This window comes from Sphingobacteriales bacterium (assembly GCA_016719635.1).
Lineage (GTDB): Bacteria > Bacteroidota > Bacteroidia > Chitinophagales > JADIYW01 > JADJSS01.
In genome coordinates this window covers 50,634-67,723 of the sequence record JADJYT010000001.1, presented here as the reverse complement: position 1 = coordinate 67,723, position 17,090 = coordinate 50,634, and the positions used below count along the sequence as shown (strand labels likewise).

General features: G+C 41.0%; 12 protein-coding genes. 4 read left to right on the top strand and 8 right to left on the bottom strand.

Annotated features, from left to right (window positions below; genetic code table 11):
- The 4 genes from IPM95_00360 to IPM95_00345 all read right to left on the bottom strand — a co-directional run bounded on the left by IPM95_00360 (position 1) and on the right by IPM95_00345 (position 3,348).
- Entirely contained in the window at positions 1-1,092 is a 1,092-nt protein-coding gene (locus IPM95_00360; protein ID MBK9327771.1) for an efflux RND transporter periplasmic adaptor subunit, read from the bottom strand.
- A 1-nt stretch (position 1,093) separates the two neighbouring features.
- Positions 1,094-1,702, bottom strand: a complete 609-nt coding sequence (locus tag IPM95_00355) for a TetR/AcrR family transcriptional regulator (protein ID MBK9327770.1) — start codon at positions 1,700-1,702, stop codon at positions 1,094-1,096.
- A 90-nt stretch (positions 1,703-1,792) separates the two neighbouring features.
- On the bottom strand, positions 1,793-2,239 hold the full coding sequence (locus tag IPM95_00350; protein ID MBK9327769.1) for an SRPBCC family protein: 447 nt from the start codon (positions 2,237-2,239) through the stop codon (positions 1,793-1,795).
- Positions 2,240-2,286: 47 nt separating this feature from the next.
- Positions 2,287-3,348: a DUF3810 family protein gene (locus IPM95_00345; protein MBK9327768.1), complete on the bottom strand. Its 1,062-nt coding sequence runs from the start codon at positions 3,346-3,348 to the stop codon at positions 2,287-2,289.
- Positions 3,349-3,507: 159 nt separating this feature from the next.
- On the opposite strand from IPM95_00345, the gene IPM95_00340 reads away from it, so the two are divergent.
- Entirely contained in the window at positions 3,508-4,536 is a 1,029-nt protein-coding gene (locus tag IPM95_00340; GenBank protein MBK9327767.1) for a cytochrome-c peroxidase, read from the top strand.
- 10 nt (positions 4,537-4,546) lie between these two features.
- Here IPM95_00340 and IPM95_00335 read toward each other — a convergent pair whose 3' ends face one another.
- Entirely contained in the window at positions 4,547-5,776 is a 1,230-nt protein-coding gene (locus IPM95_00335; GenBank protein ID MBK9327766.1) for an ABC transporter permease, read from the bottom strand.
- Between the two features lie 94 nt (positions 5,777-5,870).
- Between IPM95_00335 and IPM95_00330 the strand changes: the two genes are divergently transcribed.
- Positions 5,871-7,040, top strand: coding sequence for a DUF1343 domain-containing protein (locus IPM95_00330; GenBank protein MBK9327765.1), 1,170 nt, complete (start codon positions 5,871-5,873; stop codon positions 7,038-7,040).
- Positions 7,041-7,073: 33 nt separating this feature from the next.
- On the opposite strand, the gene IPM95_00325 is transcribed toward IPM95_00330, so the two are convergent.
- Positions 7,074-8,711, bottom strand: a complete 1,638-nt coding sequence (locus IPM95_00325; GenBank protein MBK9327764.1) for a DUF4139 domain-containing protein — start codon at positions 8,709-8,711, stop codon at positions 7,074-7,076.
- Positions 8,712-9,046: 335 nt separating this feature from the next.
- Here IPM95_00325 and IPM95_00320 point away from each other — a divergent pair, with 335 nt between their 5' ends.
- Positions 9,047-14,446: an alpha-2-macroglobulin family protein gene (locus tag IPM95_00320; protein MBK9327763.1), complete on the top strand. Its 5,400-nt coding sequence runs from the start codon at positions 9,047-9,049 to the stop codon at positions 14,444-14,446.
- A 500-nt stretch (positions 14,447-14,946) separates the two neighbouring features.
- On the top strand, positions 14,947-15,183 hold the full coding sequence (locus IPM95_00315) for a hypothetical protein (GenBank protein MBK9327762.1): 237 nt from the start codon (positions 14,947-14,949) through the stop codon (positions 15,181-15,183).
- 49 nt (positions 15,184-15,232) lie between these two features.
- Here IPM95_00315 and arsC read toward each other — a convergent pair whose 3' ends face one another.
- Complete coding sequence (gene arsC / locus IPM95_00310; protein MBK9327761.1) at positions 15,233-15,574, bottom strand: arsenate reductase (glutaredoxin); 342 nt, start codon at positions 15,572-15,574, stop codon at positions 15,233-15,235.
- Positions 15,575-15,647: 73 nt separating this feature from the next.
- Entirely contained in the window at positions 15,648-16,982 is a 1,335-nt protein-coding gene (gene purB / locus IPM95_00305) for an adenylosuccinate lyase (GenBank protein ID MBK9327760.1), read from the bottom strand.
- Between the last annotated feature and the right edge of the window lie 108 nt (positions 16,983-17,090).

The window sequence follows — 17,090 nt, the reverse complement described above, 5'->3', positions numbered from 1 at the left end:
TTATTGAATAGCTGATTTGCTTGTAATTCTGGTAAACTTCACACCCATATTGGGTTTTATCTGCAGGATACCGGATGTCACAATCGTATCTCCCGCATTGATGCCACTCAGAATCTGAACTTCGTTTTCGGTTCGGATTCCTGTTTCCACCACGATAAATTTTGCTTTGCTGCTGTCAGCAATAATAACTTTCTTATTCTGGGCATCGGGTATAATGGCATTACCCGGAACCATGATGGCATTTGAAATCTGCTGCAATTTAATCTGCACCTTTACAAAAGCCCCTGCCACCAATTTGCTTTTCGCATTTTCAACAACGGCACGCACCTTAAGATTACGTGTACTCTCACTTATTTGCGGCTCGATAGCAATCACTCTGGCTGAAAATGGAGAGACGCTGCCATCCACAGTACATTGCATCCTATTTCCCACTTCAATAATTCCAGCATATTTTTCAGGAACGGTTACATCCAGTTTCATCAGACTAACACTTTGCAGGGAAGTAATCACAGTGGAAGGATTCACATAAGCACCCATGCTGATATTTCTTAAACCCAGTTTCCCGCCGAAAGGAGCGCGGACTTCCGTTTTGTCAATCTGTGCTTTTATCAGTTCCAAATCGGCGCTGATATTTTGCAAGGTACTCAGCCCCAAATCATACTCCTGCTGTGAAACGCCGTATATTTTCAATAACTGCGCCAGCCTTTTTTCATTGGACTCAGCAATGGAAAATTGAGCCTGCAGCTTTTTCAATTGAGCCTGTAATTCCGCGTCATTAATTTTTGCGAGTAAAGTACCTTTACTAACCACTCCGCCTTCGTGAATATTCAGATAAGTGATTCTTCCGGAGACTTCCGGCTGCAGCTGCACTTCTTCGGAAGCGATGATGGTTCCGTTGGTATTCAGGTTATTCGACAGGTTCGAGAACTCTGCAACGTATCCGCTCACAGCAACAAACGAAGGCATTCCTTTTGATTTCCCCTGCATCATTGTCTTTGCCTTTTCTTTCTGTATATTCTTATATTTCACGGAACCCAGCCATCCTATCAACAGCAATAGCAAAATCAGCGATATCCATTTTCCTTTACTCATATTATTCATTTTTTTTTATTGATTCTAAAAAATGCTGCAGACTATCTTTCAGCAGCTGATATCCGAGATCTTTTCCTGATCTGATCTTGTTGACCATATTGAGCGCTATAAACCCATGAATGAGCGCTATATAATAATCTATGCACCATATCAGTCTCTTGGGAGAAATCTGAACACCCTCATTTAACTGCCGGAAAGAAATTTTATATATCTCTATCATTTCGCTTAACGGGTCAGGCTTATCTTCTTCGCCGCACACGACACCTTGTAAATTAAACATAACCTGATAGGACTCAGGATGATCCTCAGCAAACCTCCAGAATGCCAGTCCATAACCCACCAGCTTATTAATAGGATTCTTTTCCTTTTCGTAAATTTGTTTAATGGTATTATTCATATAGACAATACCTTCTACCCGCAAGGCATGAAGTAAATCTTCCTTACTTTCAAAATGCTGGTAAATAACCGGGGCTGTATAGCCTATCCTTGTACATATCTTACGGATGGTTACATTCTGCCATCCATCCATAGCGGCAATATCCTTCGCCGCATCCAAAATGGTTTGACGCATCAATTCTTTTTCCAGTTTTCGACGGGATTTAACAGACATTAGATAACTTAGTTATAATTGATAACAAAGTTATAAAAAATTAGTTTCCCGACACCTTCAAATAATTGATTTAAGTCTAATATTCGTGAATTACTTTCGAAGTGAAGTTTCTGATTCCAGGATATGGATAAACTGCTGTGTAAACGGGTCTATCAGGTTATCCACCTGTTTTTTTATAAAACTTTTGGGCAATAAGCCCAAGACCCCCATATTCGCTTCAATACGCAGTGTACACACTACTCCGTCATTTTCTTCCTTTACGGTTACCTCAACGGTCTGATGAAACGGCGGCATCATACACTTACTTTTTACTTTCACATGATCCACCCATTCCACCACTTCATAATTTACATTCATATGAAACCCCAGAAAAACTTCCACTTCCTGATAACGGGAACCCACCATTCCCGGCTTCTTATCTGTCCAGTAGCATTTCTCCTGAAAATGAATCCAGTCCGGACGACGTTCTATATCACTGATCAGGTGCCATGCTTCTTCCTTGGTGCATTTTACCTTATTGACGTATTCGAATATCATTTTTAAAAATTTTTGTAATAAAAATACAAAAATTTTATAAATCAATTTTAATTGTATCTATTTTTAAATTTCCAGGCATGTACGAGCAGTACCATTTTATCATAACTTTGCGTTCCATCTTTTATGCCCAGTATTTTTAAATACCCGTTATTAAACCACTCCCCTATTACAGCTGTCTTAAAACTATGTTTTTTGTAATAATTCCGGATGTCTGTCAGGTCATTACGAATGGCAGCAGGCATAGATGAACGGAACCGGGCGGCAGCACCTGCATCCCTGTATTTAAAATCCTCCAACAGGTACAATAAATAATTTAATTCACCGCTGTACTGCAAGGAAAGGCTTTTGGAACGGATGCAGCTGACATAAGCCAGGAAATTACAATCACTTTCTGATGTGAATCCGTTTCCATGAGCCATTTCATGAATCATATAAAACGGCTTTTTAGAATGATAAACGGCATCATCCACATTCGCTTCACCGACAAAAGGCAAATACTGTCCTCCGACATTGAAAAACAGAAACATGTCATCTATCACAAAACGACCGCGAACATGAGAAAGCGGAAGGTCAAAATCTGTCAGACCCACATTTAGCGCATTTGCACAATTCGATTCTATATTATTGACAAACACAATTTGAGGAATAATAGTTGTGTCTTTATGAATTTTCAACCTTATTCGGGTAAGATAACTCACCGTGCTGTCCAGTTCTTCAAACAACTCTGTACTGCTCAGTGGTTTCACTTCTAAATTTAACTTATTTTCCAGCGGATATCTCCCATAATTAAAACCCCACAAAATAAAAAAAAAAGTAATCAGAAATCCGGCAAATGAAATCAAATTAAACAATCGGAGCAAAAAAGGCCCCGGCTTTTCCTTAAAAAAATGCGCTGTCCATTTTAATGCAGCCACAACCATAAAACCAACAAACAGATAATAGGATGGAAACGGAATTTTACCAAAGGTAATATCCAGAAGATACCTGATTTTCCTGAAAATCCATTCTGAATAATACCGCTCTATCATATCCGGCGGTATGGTATACAACAACAGGAAACAGCAAACTGCCGATAGAATCCATTTCCATTTCTTTATTACGGCCCACATACTGAGGTAATATAAGAATTAATTTGTACTAATTTATACACATTCTAAATTTGAAAAATTGCAAATGAATGATTATTATCATTCCAAAATATTTTAGCGGATACTAACTTTGCAAAAAGATAAAATATGAGAAATAGCAGAAAAACCAACTTATTCTTGATGATCTTATTCGGCATTTGTTTCCTGATGATTGAATGTAAGCCTAAAAAAACCGCCAAAGACTTTGCGGTAGACGGAGGCACTGACTCGCTGCAGATTTTAGCTAAAGGAATATTCCAACCCTTGCCGGTTCAGGCAGAAAATCCGGAAAATGCGATTACTCCGGAAAAAGTGGAATTGGGTAAATTATTGTATTTTGACACCAAACTTTCGATGAAAGGCAATAACAGCTGCAACTCCTGCCATAACCTAAGCACATTTGGTGTAGATAATGAACCCACTTCTGTCGGTTATGACGGTCTGAGAGGTGGCAGAAATTCACCGACCGTTTTAAATGCGGCACTAAATACCACTCAGTTTTGGGATGGCAGAGCAAAAGATGTAGAAGAACAGGCTGGTATGCCGATTTTAAATCCGGTGGAAATGCATATTCCAAGCAAGGCACTCCTGGAAGATCGGTTGAAAAAAGATGCCGAGTATCCGCAATTATTCGCTGCCGCATTTCCGAATGATAAGAGTCCTGTAAAATACGAAAACCTGCAGAAAGCAATCGGTGCCTTTGAACGCACCCTGCTTACACCTTCCAGATTTGACAGCTACCTGGAAGGAAAAGCGGATGCATTGACAAAAGAGGAAAAAGATGGTCTGCAACTTTTTATAAAAACAGGCTGCACCACCTGTCATGCAGGCGTTAATCTCGGCGGAACAATGTTTCAGAAGTTTGGCCTCTTTGGAAATTACTGGGATGCCACCAAGAGCGCTAAAATCGATTCGGGCAGAATTACGATTACCAAACAAACCGGTGATTTGTATATGTTCCGAGTACCTACCTTACGCAATATAGCGGAGACGCATCCGTATTTTCACGACGGAAGTGTTGCAGATCTGAATACAGCAATTAAAATCATGGGTACGTTACAACTCAATAAAACACTTACTGACGACGAAGTAAAAAGCATTGCTGCTTTCCTGAAGACACTCAGCGGCAATTTATCCGAAGCTGTAAAGAAGGATCCTTTTGCAAAATAGGGATTTTACTTTACGAAAAACGGATGGCCTTCATGGGCGAAATACGGGAGATTAATTGTACGGGCAACAAAAGCACCAGCGTACAGATAATGAGCGTCCCAATATTGATGAGCAATATCGCCCAAATATTAAAATAAACCGGCGCTACCGAGAGGTAATAATTTTCTTCATTCAGTTGGATGAATCCTGTGTAATGCTGGATAAGGCAAATGCCGATTCCTATCAGGTTTCCCCAAAACAAACCGTTGAGAATGATATAGGCGGCATTGTAAATGAAGATTTTGGAGATAGAGGAATTATTGGCACCTAATGATTTTAAAATACCAATCATATTGGTTCTGTCAAGAATGAGAATGATTAAGGCTGTCACCATATTCAGAATGGCAACGATCACCATAAAGCCCAGAATCAGGTATTCATTGACTTTCTGCAAATCGAGCCATTCGAAAATATTGCGGTTTATTTCTTTCATGGTTTGTGCGTTCACGCTTTGTCCGATGTATTTGTAATAGATAGAATCCTTAAAAGCGTCCATATCGTCCATATTTTTCAGCCTTACCTCATAACCGGCAGCATCTTCTTCCTCCCACCGGTTAAGCTGGCGTAACAGTTCAATATCGACCAGGGCATATTGCCTGTCATATTCTTCCAGTCCGGTATGATAGATACCGCAAACCTTTAATTTTCTGCCAATAGGAGCCGGTGCATCACTTCTGATAAAATATACAATCACATTATCCCCCACTTTCAGTTTCAGTTTTTGGGCGGTAGTTTTTGATATCAGTATTTCCTTATTGATTTCCTGAATCGTGAAAGCGGGCAATGAGCCGTCTTTCATATATTCACTTATGGCTTTCCAATCGTATGTTTTACCCACTCCTTTCAGTGCAATACCTTCTATATCCGTTTTGGTTTTTAAGATGGCAGGTGTAATGATAAAAGGAGCCACATTTTTTACATTATTGGATTTTTGCAGTTTTTCCAAAAACACTTCATTCTTTTTGACAGGCTGTAAATCCAATGATTCGTTATTATCAAAATTCGTGATATGAATCTCACCCCAGAAACCGAAAATCCGTTTTTTAATTTCAATTGAAAATCCGGAAACCATACAGGATGAAACAATCATCACCGCCACACTCAGCGCGATGGCCAGTATGGCAATACGAATAATAAACCTTGAAAATGATTTTTTATTCCCTAAGGACAATCGTTTTGCTATAAATAACTCCAGTTTCAATAATCTGCATCTTATTTACCCAAAAGTATTTCTTTCCTTCTGCATTACCAAAAATCCACTGAAAATCAGCATGATTTTTGCATATCTTCGCTTTATGAAGAAATACTTTGCACTTATATTGTCTTTTTTCTGTATGCTTCCGGCATTAAAGGCTGATGATGTAACGGTCGGAGCGGCCCGCATTGATCAATATATACCAATAATCCAAGGTAAATCCGTCGGACTAGTGGTCAATCAGACTTCGACCATCGGCAATACACATCTGCTGGATACCCTAATCAGTCTGGGAATTCACGTTCAGTCGGTTTTTGCACCCGAACACGGATTTCGCGGAACGGCAGATGCAGGTGAGCATGTGAAAAACGGTGTTGACCCCAAAACAAATGTGGCGATTGTATCTCTGTACGGCGATAATAAAAAACCCAGACCCGAACAGTTAAGCAACATTGACATATTAATTTTTGACATTCAGGATGTGGGAGTTCGTTTCTACACTTATATTTCCACTTTGCAGTATGTGATGGAAGCCTGTGCAGAGCAAAATAAGAAACTTATCGTGTTAGACAGGCCGAATCCCAACGGGCATTATGTGGACGGGCCAGTCCTGGACACGTCGCAACGTTCGTTTGTGGGTATGCAACCTATTCCGGTTGTCTATGGCATGACAACAGGTGAATATGCAAAAATGCTGAATGGAGAGAAATGGCTGGAAAATAAGTTAAACTGCAGCGTTACCATTATACCATGTTTACATTACGACCATAAAACATTTTACACACTTCCGGTTAAACCCTCTCCTAACCTCTCTAATATGACAGCCATTTATCTGTATCCAAGCCTTTGTTTTTTTGAAGGCAGTAATTCTGTTAGCGTCGGGCGGGGAACAGATAAACCATTTCAAATCTACGGTTCGCCACAATTCTCAAAATCATTATTCTCCTTTATGCCTGTTTCCAAACCGGGAGCCAGCAAACCATTCCTGCAGGACCAGCCCTGTTATGGATTTGATTTATCTGAAATCATTTTAGATACGTTACGCAAACAGAAATTCACATTAAAGTATTTACTGAACGCGTATAAACTTTCCACAGACAAGAAAAATTTCTTCAATACATTTTTCCAAAAATTAGCCGGTACGAAGAGATTAAGCACACAGATAGAAAAAGGAATGGATGAAAAATCGATTCGTAAAACCTGGCAGCCACAGCTTTCTGCTTTTAAAAAAATCAGAAAAAAATACCTGCTCTACAAGGATTTTGAATAATATTCCTCACCCATTCCGCATCAGTATGGAATCTTATTGATTCGTTTCTCTTATCTTTTTGTCTTTCGGATATTTGATGGTGTACACCAGCTTAAGCTTCCTGGACTCGTTTGGCTGTAACTTAATTTTCCAAATCAACTTACCGTACTCTTCAGTTACCTGTGCACCCTCTTTATCATCCACCGAAACTTCTATCTGTGAATTTCTAGAAATCGGATACTGATCCAACACTTCAATTTCTATCGGAATGTTTTTATTATTTTTAATGGTCGTCTCAAATGCCTTGGTTTCCCGGATATTGCTGCTTACAATTTTCCTGGCACTGTAATCGTTTAATCTGATCCGTTTCACACTTATCTTTTCATCACGGCCTAATGAGATTAATAATGTATCGCTGCTGACATTGGGATTCAGGTATGATTTTCCGACATAGTTATCATCGAAAAATATATTGGCTTCACCCGCCAGCAGATTATATTTCGCCCAGTCCGTTACTCTTGCCAGAAGATAGGCGGTCATATCCAGCTTAGGCACCGTATGATAACTGTAGACTGCCGGCATCACTATTTCCTGTATTCCGACAATATGTTCCTTATTATCGCTTTCCACATCCTGTAATGTTTCAATCGCATATTCCACCGCCATATCACCTTCCAGAATCGTCACATTGTTATTCTCCGCTTTCAGTCCGTCTACATAGGCTTCCTCATCATCTTTACTCCTGATGTCCACACTTGCCGGAGCCATCATATTCATGGATTTTTCCATCATTTGCCCGGCTGAACCATAACTTTTAAGTTGATATTTATAATAATCCGGCTGAAAGAAGTCGACAAAAACAGGATACAGAATAGGCCTGTCATGATTCGCAGAAGGGTTGGCAGTAGACAAACTCAGCTTTACATTTTTCCAGTCATAACCGGTATTTTGTACCACCTTCGCTCTGCAATCCAGGTCTAAGGATTCGTTCACATTTTTTGCACGGATATCGTAAATGGGCGTCCAATAGGCATTCGTTACGATATAGGAGCATCTGAAAGAAACCTGACTTGCGGATTTGGCATTCACTTTCAGGACAATCTCCTTCACGGCTGTATTCTGATTTCCATTCAGTTCCGCTATCTGCATTTGTATCAGCGCCATTTTTTCCTTAATATTTTTCTGTTTCTTGTTCAGGTCAAAAATATATTTCCTCAATTCTATCGACCGTACGCGGTACAATTCCGCCAGTTCCTTTACCTGAGCAGAAGTGAACATGGTTTTATCATTCGCCAGCTTACGGTTATCATTCAATAATGACAATTCATCTTCATAAGAAGACGTCTGCACCTTCATCCAGCTCCAATCATCGTTCAGGAATTCAATACTGTCATTTAGCTTTATCACCTGTTCCGACTTTTTCTTATCACTCAGATAATTGACCCTGGAAGAAACCGACAGAATCTTAAGTGCACCTTTGGTGGCAATCTGCAGGGTATTGTCATCCATGAAAGTGGAAATATTGGAAATTATAATTTCCGAATTCCCCTCGGGTATCGCCGCAGCAGCCAGCCTGACCTCTTTGGCATAGTTTCTGAAAACAGTAACATCCGTTACTTTGGAGTCATTGACTTGGATGGCTTTTAATCCAAAAGAGACCAGTAGCATCAACATAAATAATAATTGCTTCATTTTATACGATTTTATTAGTTCAAAGTTGGGACAATAATGTTTGTCCTGTAATAAAGCAGAAGAATCCATGATGTCTTTAAATTAACATAAAATATCATATATACTTGAATACTAAAGTATTAAATCAATACTTATGATACGGCAAGCTCTAATTTGAAACGTAGTTAAAAAATGTAAAGAAGATAACCACACTGATATCGCACAACCATTCGTTATTCTAAAGATTCGGAACACGTCTTATCGATGTCATTTTTAGTATTGTTAAAAATTTCTTAAAATCCCGGAACTTTTATCTGAAATTCTTTGTACATTAAGCAATCAATAAATCATATAACATGTCTATCCTGAAAAATATCCTGTTCTTTTTAACAGGATTCGTATTCTTATCCTGCAACCGGTTTTATACGCCTGAAAATGCGGTCCGCTGCGTGCTGACCAATTTTGAAGAGGAAATCGAAAACAACCAAAATCTGGTTTTTACATTCAATAAGGAATTACTGAAAAATGATTCGCTGGTAGATAATTGGCTGGACGATGATCTTATAAAAATCTCCCCGAATGTTCCCGGCAGATGCAAATGGACATCCACCCGCGAACTGGTCTTCTCACCACTGGAAGGCTTTCCGGATGCAACGGACTTTAAAATATCGCTCTCCGACAAAATCACCAAAAATGCAGTACAACCATACAGTCTGCTTGGAACCATCGAATATAATGTACATACCTCCTACCTGACACTGATTAACTCTCATTCCTATTGGCGGGCTGCTAAATCAGATGCAAGCAAAATAGAATTACAGACGGATATCAAATTCAATATACCTGTTAATCCCAAAAAAGCCGCAGACCTGATTGAAGCTACAATCAACGGAGAAAAAGCGGATTTTAAAATAATCAATTCACGCACTTCCAAAACATTGTCAATTGTTTTTGCCTCTCCTAAAACCACCGATGAAACCGCCAGGGTAAAAGTGGTGTTAAAGAAAATCGGCAAAAGCATGAAAGAGGAAGAGTTTACTGAAAAGTCTTCGGTACCGGCTGTCCAGAAATTAGCGCTCGAAGAGCCGGAAACCATCCACGACGGCGTCACCGGCAGCGTGTTCATTGCCACTTCACAGCCAGTCTCCTCCGGCAAATTAAAGGAAGCCATACAAATTGAACCGGCTGTCAACTTTAATGTTTCTGCCGATGACAAAGGTATATTAATCACCAGTGAAGAATTTTCACCTGACGATTCGTATGAAGTCTATGTAACCAGAAACGTTATTGGAATCTTCGGCGGCAAACTGAATTCAGATTATTCTGAAGATGTATCCTTCGGTGAAATCGCTCCGCAAATCAAGTTTGAAAATACAAAAGCAGGTTATCTGGGGTCAAAAGGAAGCAAAAATGTTTCCATCCTGATGACACAAACGGAAAAGGTAAAAGTGACCGTCTATAAAGTTTTTCAAAACAATATCTATGCCTTCACAAACAGGGGTTCAGAATGGGGTTATTCGGACGAATACGATGAAACAACCAATAACTATACTTATCACGACTTCCAGTATTATGAGACGTCCGGATTCGGTGAAAAGTTATTTGAAAAGAATTACAAGACCGGCGATTTAAAAGATTACGGTCATGCCAAATTGCTGAACATAGATTTTGAGGATAAGCTGAAAGAGTTCAAGGGGATTTATGTGGTTAAAGTGGAAGACAACGACCGAGTGTGGCTGCAGGATTCTAAGATCATTGCTCTATCAGATATCGGTTTAATTGTGAAACAGGATAAAAAATCAGTTCATGTTTTTGCCAACTCGATCTTAAATACCGAACCGCTGAAAGATATTGAAGTAACCGTCATCAGCACCTCCAATCAGGAACTTGGAAAGATAAAAACAGATAAAACGGGGTACGCCACTTATGAAATACCGGATGCCTACAAAGATTTCCAGCTAGGGATGATTACGGCCATGTCGAGCGACAGCGATTTCAATTATGTATTATACAACAACACGCACGTCGACAACACCCGTTTTGATGTCGGTGGCAAACGGCTGAATGCAGCGAATTATGATGCCTATATTTACGGAGAACGCAGCATATACAGGCCGGGCGAAGTGATTCACCTAAATACCATTATCCGAACCAACGACTGGAACCTGCCGGGTGAGATGCCGGTAAAAGCGAAACTGTTACTGCCATCCGGTAAAGAATTTAAGGTTTTTAAAAATGTACTTGACACACAAGGCGCCTTTGAAACCACCATTCCCCTCAATGCCAATGCGGTAACAGGCGTATATTCCTTTCAGGTTTTAACAGGCAATGATGTATTGCTTGCTTCGAAAGCTATCATGATAGAAGAGTTTATGCCGGACAGAATCAAAGTGGATATCAAAACAGACAAGGCAGACTATAAACCGGCAGAAAAAGTACAAGCTATATTCAATGCTACAAACTATTTTGGACCTCCTGCTGCCAACCGAAATTACGAGGTCAATTTTTCTTTGGAGAAAAACACCTTTTCCGCTAAAGAGTTTGAGCAGTTCAATTTCTCCGTCAGCAAATATGCCGAATATCTTTCCGTTGTCCGAAACGGACAGACGGACGCATCGGGAAATGGTGTGGAAGCATTTGATATTCCCGTCGAATACAGGGAAACCGGATTACTAAAAGGAAGGATACTCGCAACCGTTTTTGATGAAACAGGAAGACCGGTGAACCGCGTTAAAACGTTCGATGTCTTCACCCAGGATGTTTTCTTTGGTGTCCAAACGGATAAAGATTTTTTCAGCACCAAACAACTCATTAAGATTCCTGTAATCGCACTGGATAAAAAAGGTAACCCATTGACCACACAATCCGCGCATGTTCAAATTATCCGAAGAAAATGGGAAACAGTACTGCAGAAATCTGACGGTCAGTTGAAGTATGTCTCTCAGAAAAAAGAAGAGGTCATAGAAAACAAGTACATCACTATCCGCGGCGTCAGCTCTCATTATGCTTTTACCGCTAAAGAAAGCGGTGATTATGAGTTCCGCATCGGCGGGCCGAACAGCGACAGTTACGTATCTTATTATTTTTATGCGTACGGATGGGGCGACACCTACTCCTCTTCCTTTGAAGTCAACAATGAAGGAAAAATCGATATTACGCTGGACAAAGACAAATACCTGGTCGGTGACAAAGCAAAAGTATTGCTCAAAATGCCGTTTGACGGAAAAGTGCTGGTAACGGTGGAACGCGATAAGGTGATGGAACACTTCTACCTGAAATCGGATAATAAGTCCGCATCCTTTAATTTGAAACTGGAAGACAACCACGTTCCAAACGTTTATATATCCGCCACGCTCATTAAACCCAACACGAACGATGGCATGCCGCTGACGGTGGCTTACGGGTATGCTCCGGTCGTGGTGGAAAATCCGGATAATAAGATTGCCATTGATTTACAATGTGTTTCTGAAACACGTTCCAAAACCAAACAAACCATCAAGATAAAATCCAAACCCAACACAGAAATGACGATTGCCGTGGTGGATGAAGGCATCCTGGCATTGAACAATCAAAAGTCACCGGATCCTTATGCTTACTTTTATACCAAACGAGCACTTGAAGTGGAGATGTATAACATCTACCCGTATTTATTTCCGGAAGTCACTTCGCTGGGCGGCGGTTTTGACGATATCGGAAAACGGGTGAACCCGCTCACCAACAAACGGGTGAAACTGGTCTCCAACTGGAGCGGCATCATTAGCACCAATACCTTTGGAAATGCCGAATATACATTTGACATCCCGCAATTCTCCGGCAGCCTGCGCGTCATGGCAGTTGCCTGGGACGGAAAGAAATTCGGTGCCGCGGAAAAAATCATCCAGGTCGCTGACCCGATTGTCATCAGCGCCGGTATCCCAAGATTTACGGCACCAAATGACGTGCTGACCGTTCCGGTAACCATTAGCAATACCACTAAAAATAAATCACAGGCAACCATTTCCCTGAAAGCGGAAGGCGTATTGCAAACAAATACCGCCAATACCTTTACTGTGGAAATAGCCGCCAACAGTGAGCAGCAAATAGACGCACAGATACTCACTAAAAACGCCACCGGCGAAGGAAAAATCATCATCCGTGTGAAAGCATTTAATGAAACCTTTTCAGACACCACTTATCTAACATCCAGACCGAATGCGACCTTCCAGAAAATCTCCGGAACAGGAACGATCAGCGGAGGGCAAAAAGGAACGATCTCTTTCGCATCCACTTCATCTTTGTTATCCCCCAAAAGAAAATTAATCATCAGCAATTCGCCATTGGTGCAGTTCGGTAAAAATCTGAGTGCACTCGTCAACTATCCGTATGGCTGTGCGGAACAGACCATCTCCGCAGCCTTTCCGCAGTTGTATTATTCCGACTTAGCCAAAAACCTAAACAACACGACCGTCCTGAATAGAAGCGCGGTGAACAATGTACAGGCTGCTATCGACAGGCTGCAATCCATGCAGTTATCGAATGGTGCACTTAGTTACTGGCAAGGCGGCGGCAGCGAATCCTGGTGGGCTACCATCTATGCCGCCCATTTCCTGCAGGAAGCGGAGAAAGCAGGCTATTCCGTGAATCAGGGTATCTTATCCAAAATGTATGGCTACCTGAACGCTCGCCTGAAAACAAAGGAACTGGAATTTATGTATTACCCGGACGGCAGTAAAAAAGAGGTCGTAAAAACAGAAATTCCGTATAGTTTATATGTGCTTGCACTGGCAGACGAATTGAAACTGTCGAATCTCAACTATTACAAATCCAACCCGGAACTGCTGACACAAAGCGGCCGCTACCTGATAGCTTCCGCTTTCGCCTTGTCAGGTGACAAGAAGAAATTTTACCAGATGCTGCCGAAAGGCTATGTCAGTGAAAAAACGGATCCCGCCTTTAATGGAAATTTCTACTCCGATTTCCGCGACATGGCATTGGTCTTGAATACACTGCTGGAAGCGGACCCAAAAAATTTACAGATTAATTATATGGCAAAACAGGTGGCACAGCAGCTGTTGAACCGGCAATACCTGAACACGCAGGAAAATGTATTTGGATTTTTAGCAATGGGGAAAATTGCGCGGGCGGCCAACAAAGGAAATGCAACAGCTACGGTCGTCTCCAACGGCAAGACCATCGGTGCATTTGACGGGAAAAATGAACTTATCCTATCCGGTAAAACACTTTCTGCCAACAGCCTGAGCATCAACACCGGTGGCAGCGGCAAAGTGTATTACTTCTGGGAAATGGAAGGCATTCCAACTACAGGCAGCAACAAGGAAGAAGACAATTTCCTGGAAGTGCGCCGTAAATACCTGGACAGAAACGGGAAGGAAATAAAGGCGGCATTCTTCCAGAATGACCTGGTGGCTGTTGAGATTGCGATACGCAGCACGAACGGCATCAACGTGCCGAATGTGGCCATCACCGACCTGTTTCCGTCCGGATTTGAAATTGAGAATGCGCGCATCACAGAGATACCGCAGCTGGCCTGGCTGAAGCCAGACGCACTGCCGGAATACAAGGATATACGGGACGACCGCATCAACCTGATTGTAACCGCAACACCGAAAATAACAAAGTACCATTACCTATGCAGAGCCGTATCCTTAGGAACCTTTAGCGTTGGACCTGTAGGCGCTGATGCCATGTACCGCGGCGAGTACCACTCGTATCATGGTGCAAGGACAATTACAGTGAGCAGGAAGGTAAATCTGTAAGGGTTTAACTTTGATGGGCAGTCGGACTGTAGATTACTAAATTAATCCTGTTATACGTTTTTTTGTTCCTTTTTAGTCCTGCAATTGGGCTACAAAAAAAGAGCAACATTGCGTTGCTCCATAGGGTTATGTTTCTGTGGGGGTTTTGTGCTTCTGCACCTCAGTTCCTGTTTGGGTGTTTATGTTTCCAGACTTTGGTGTCTGTTGCTGGTGTAAAGATGCGGCAGCATCCGTCCATTTCCTACCATACTTCAGCGCAATGTGTGACATGCTTATATTCATAATATTTTTTAGCTGATTATAATCAGTTTTTTAAAGGTTTTCTTAAAACAACACAATGGAAATAAATCTTAAAAAACAATATCGGTTTGGGATGGACAACACACACATCTGGTTGATGTCAGCAGAGGAAACAGCATCATTGAAACGGTATTTTCCGATAGGGAAAGTCAAGTTCGTTTCAAAGGCGAAGGCAGCAATGTTATATTGTTCGGAATAACATGGCCACCAACGACGAACACCATCAGCACCGAAGAGAGAAAGAAATCAGCAAACAGTATTATGAAGTGCTCACAGGTGTTTTAGAAAAATGCGACTCCATTCTTTTGTTTGGCCCGACTCATGCGAAAGAGGAACTCTTTAACCAACAGAAAGCCGATAAGCATTTTGAACAAAAAATCATTCGTGTAGAATCAGCGGATAAGATGACGGAAAAAGAGATGCCGGTTAAAGAGTAAGAAATACTTTACATCCAAAAAATAATAAATCAGTTATTTTGTAAGTATGTCAAATTATTTCCAGTACTTTCTCCGGCGGGCGGGCTACAACAGCTTTAGTACCATTGATAACTATTGGTCTTTCCATTACTATCGGATGCTCTGTCATTACCTGTATCCACTGTTCATCCGACAGATTTTTACCTTTGTAGTTTTCCAGATATACCGGCTCCTTTGTCCGGATTAAATCGTGGGGTTTCAGTTTCAGCTTTTTAAGAACAGCCTTCAATTCCTCAGCCGTAGGAACATCTTTTAAATATTCTATTGTTTTATAAGGCTGACCGCTTTCTTCAAGCAGACAAAGTGCGCTTCTGCTTTTCCCGCAGCGATTGTTATGATAAATGGTGATCATTTGATTTATTTCATTAAACACAGATTTCGATGATATTTATGAGAAGACATTAATCCTAAGCCAAATCCTCTTTTTAAATTCCTGTATAATTAAATGGGGTTATCCGTTTCAGTTCATCACGGATTTCCTGCCGGATTTTCAATTCATCTATAAATGCATGGATTTCCCGTTCACCTATTCTGGTATGGGTGCGCGTTAAGTTCTTCAATTCTTCATACGGTTTTTCGTAACCTTCGCGGCGTAGAACCGTCTGGATGGCTTCCGCGATGACAATCCAGTTGTCTTCGAGATCCTGCCTGATTTTTGCTTCATTTACCAGCAATTTATCCAGTCCTTTCACGATGGATTCCATTGCAATGATAGTATGCGCCATGGGCACCCCAATATTTCTCATGACGGTGGAGTCGGTCAAATCACGCTGCAGCCTGGATACAGGCAGCTTCTCCGCCAAATGGCTGAACAGCGCATTCGCAATACCTAAATTTCCTTCTGCATTTTCAAAATCAATCGGGTTCACCTTGTGCGGCATCGCACTGCTTCCAATCTCCCCTTCTTTTATTTTCTGTTTGAAATAATCCATAGAGACATAGCTCCAGACATCCCGGCATAAGTCAATTAAAATGGTATTGATGCGCGCATAATTGTGAAATAATGCGGCCAGATTATCATAATGCTCTATTTGGGTGGTCGTTTGGGAGCGGTGCAAACCAAGCGTACCATTCACGAAATGATTACCGAAATGTATCCAGTCCTTGTGCGGATATGCCACATGATGTGCATTGAAATTTCCCGTTGCCCCACCGAATTTGGCTGAATACGGTATTTGTGCAAAATATAAAAACTGATGATCCAGCCTTTCCGCAAAAACCTCTAACTCTTTTCCCAATCGTGTCGGGCTGGCAGGTTGTCCGTGCGTTTTTGCCAACATTGGGATATCCTTATAGGCGTCCGCTTTTTTCAGCAATTCATTGTACACGGAATAAAATGTATTTTGATACACAACCTGAAAAGCTTCTTTCAGCGACAACGGAATGGCGGTATTGTTGATATCTTGTGAAGTGAGGCCGAAATGGATGAACTCACACTTTTGCTCCAAGTCCGGGTCGATGATATTTTCCTTGATAAAATATTCCACCGCTTTCACATCATGGTTGGTCGTTTTTTCAATTTCCTTAACACGCTGAGCATCTTTCAGACTAAAGCACTGATAGAGTTTTCTTAATTCAACTACCTGATTGTCTGATATGTTTCCGATTTCACCGATTACCTTGGATAGCTCAATAAAATATTCAATCTCTACCCTGACACGGTATTTGATAAGTGCAAATTCAGAAAAATAATTTTCTAAATCCGACACCTTATTTCTGTATCTGCCGTCAACGGGTGAAATGGAAAGCAAGGTATTCATAGAGGAAGTTTTACCAAAATTACGGATTAATACAGAAAAAGAATTTGATTTTTAAATAAGATATAGTGAACAAAATGGAAATTTTAGTTTTATTTGCGGGTTGGTAAA

What these genes read in the sequence shown, in the direction of transcription:
- IPM95_00320 (MBK9327763.1), top strand. Translation starts at nt 9,047, where the DNA reads ATGTCTATCCTGAAAAATATCCTGTTCTTTTTAACAGGATTCGTATTC.
- IPM95_00345 (MBK9327768.1), bottom strand. Translation starts at nt 3,348, where the DNA reads ATGTGGGCCGTAATAAAGAAATGGAAATGGATTCTATCGGCAGTTTGC.
- IPM95_00360 (MBK9327771.1), bottom strand. Translation starts at nt 1,092, where the DNA reads ATGAGTAAAGGAAAATGGATATCGCTGATTTTGCTATTGCTGTTGATA.
- IPM95_00315 (MBK9327762.1), top strand. Translation starts at nt 14,947, where the DNA reads ATGGCCACCAACGACGAACACCATCAGCACCGAAGAGAGAAAGAAATC.
- purB (MBK9327760.1), bottom strand. Translation starts at nt 16,982, where the DNA reads ATGAATACCTTGCTTTCCATTTCACCCGTTGACGGCAGATACAGAAAT.
- IPM95_00350 (MBK9327769.1), bottom strand. Translation starts at nt 2,239, where the DNA reads ATGATATTCGAATACGTCAATAAGGTAAAATGCACCAAGGAAGAAGCA.
- IPM95_00355 (MBK9327770.1), bottom strand. Translation starts at nt 1,702, where the DNA reads ATGTCTGTTAAATCCCGTCGAAAACTGGAAAAAGAATTGATGCGTCAA.
- IPM95_00330 (MBK9327765.1), top strand. Translation starts at nt 5,871, where the DNA reads ATGAAGAAATACTTTGCACTTATATTGTCTTTTTTCTGTATGCTTCCG.
- IPM95_00325 (MBK9327764.1), bottom strand. Translation starts at nt 8,711, where the DNA reads ATGAAGCAATTATTATTTATGTTGATGCTACTGGTCTCTTTTGGATTA.
- IPM95_00340 (MBK9327767.1), top strand. Translation starts at nt 3,508, where the DNA reads ATGATCTTATTCGGCATTTGTTTCCTGATGATTGAATGTAAGCCTAAA.
- arsC (MBK9327761.1), bottom strand. Translation starts at nt 15,574, where the DNA reads ATGATCACCATTTATCATAACAATCGCTGCGGGAAAAGCAGAAGCGCA.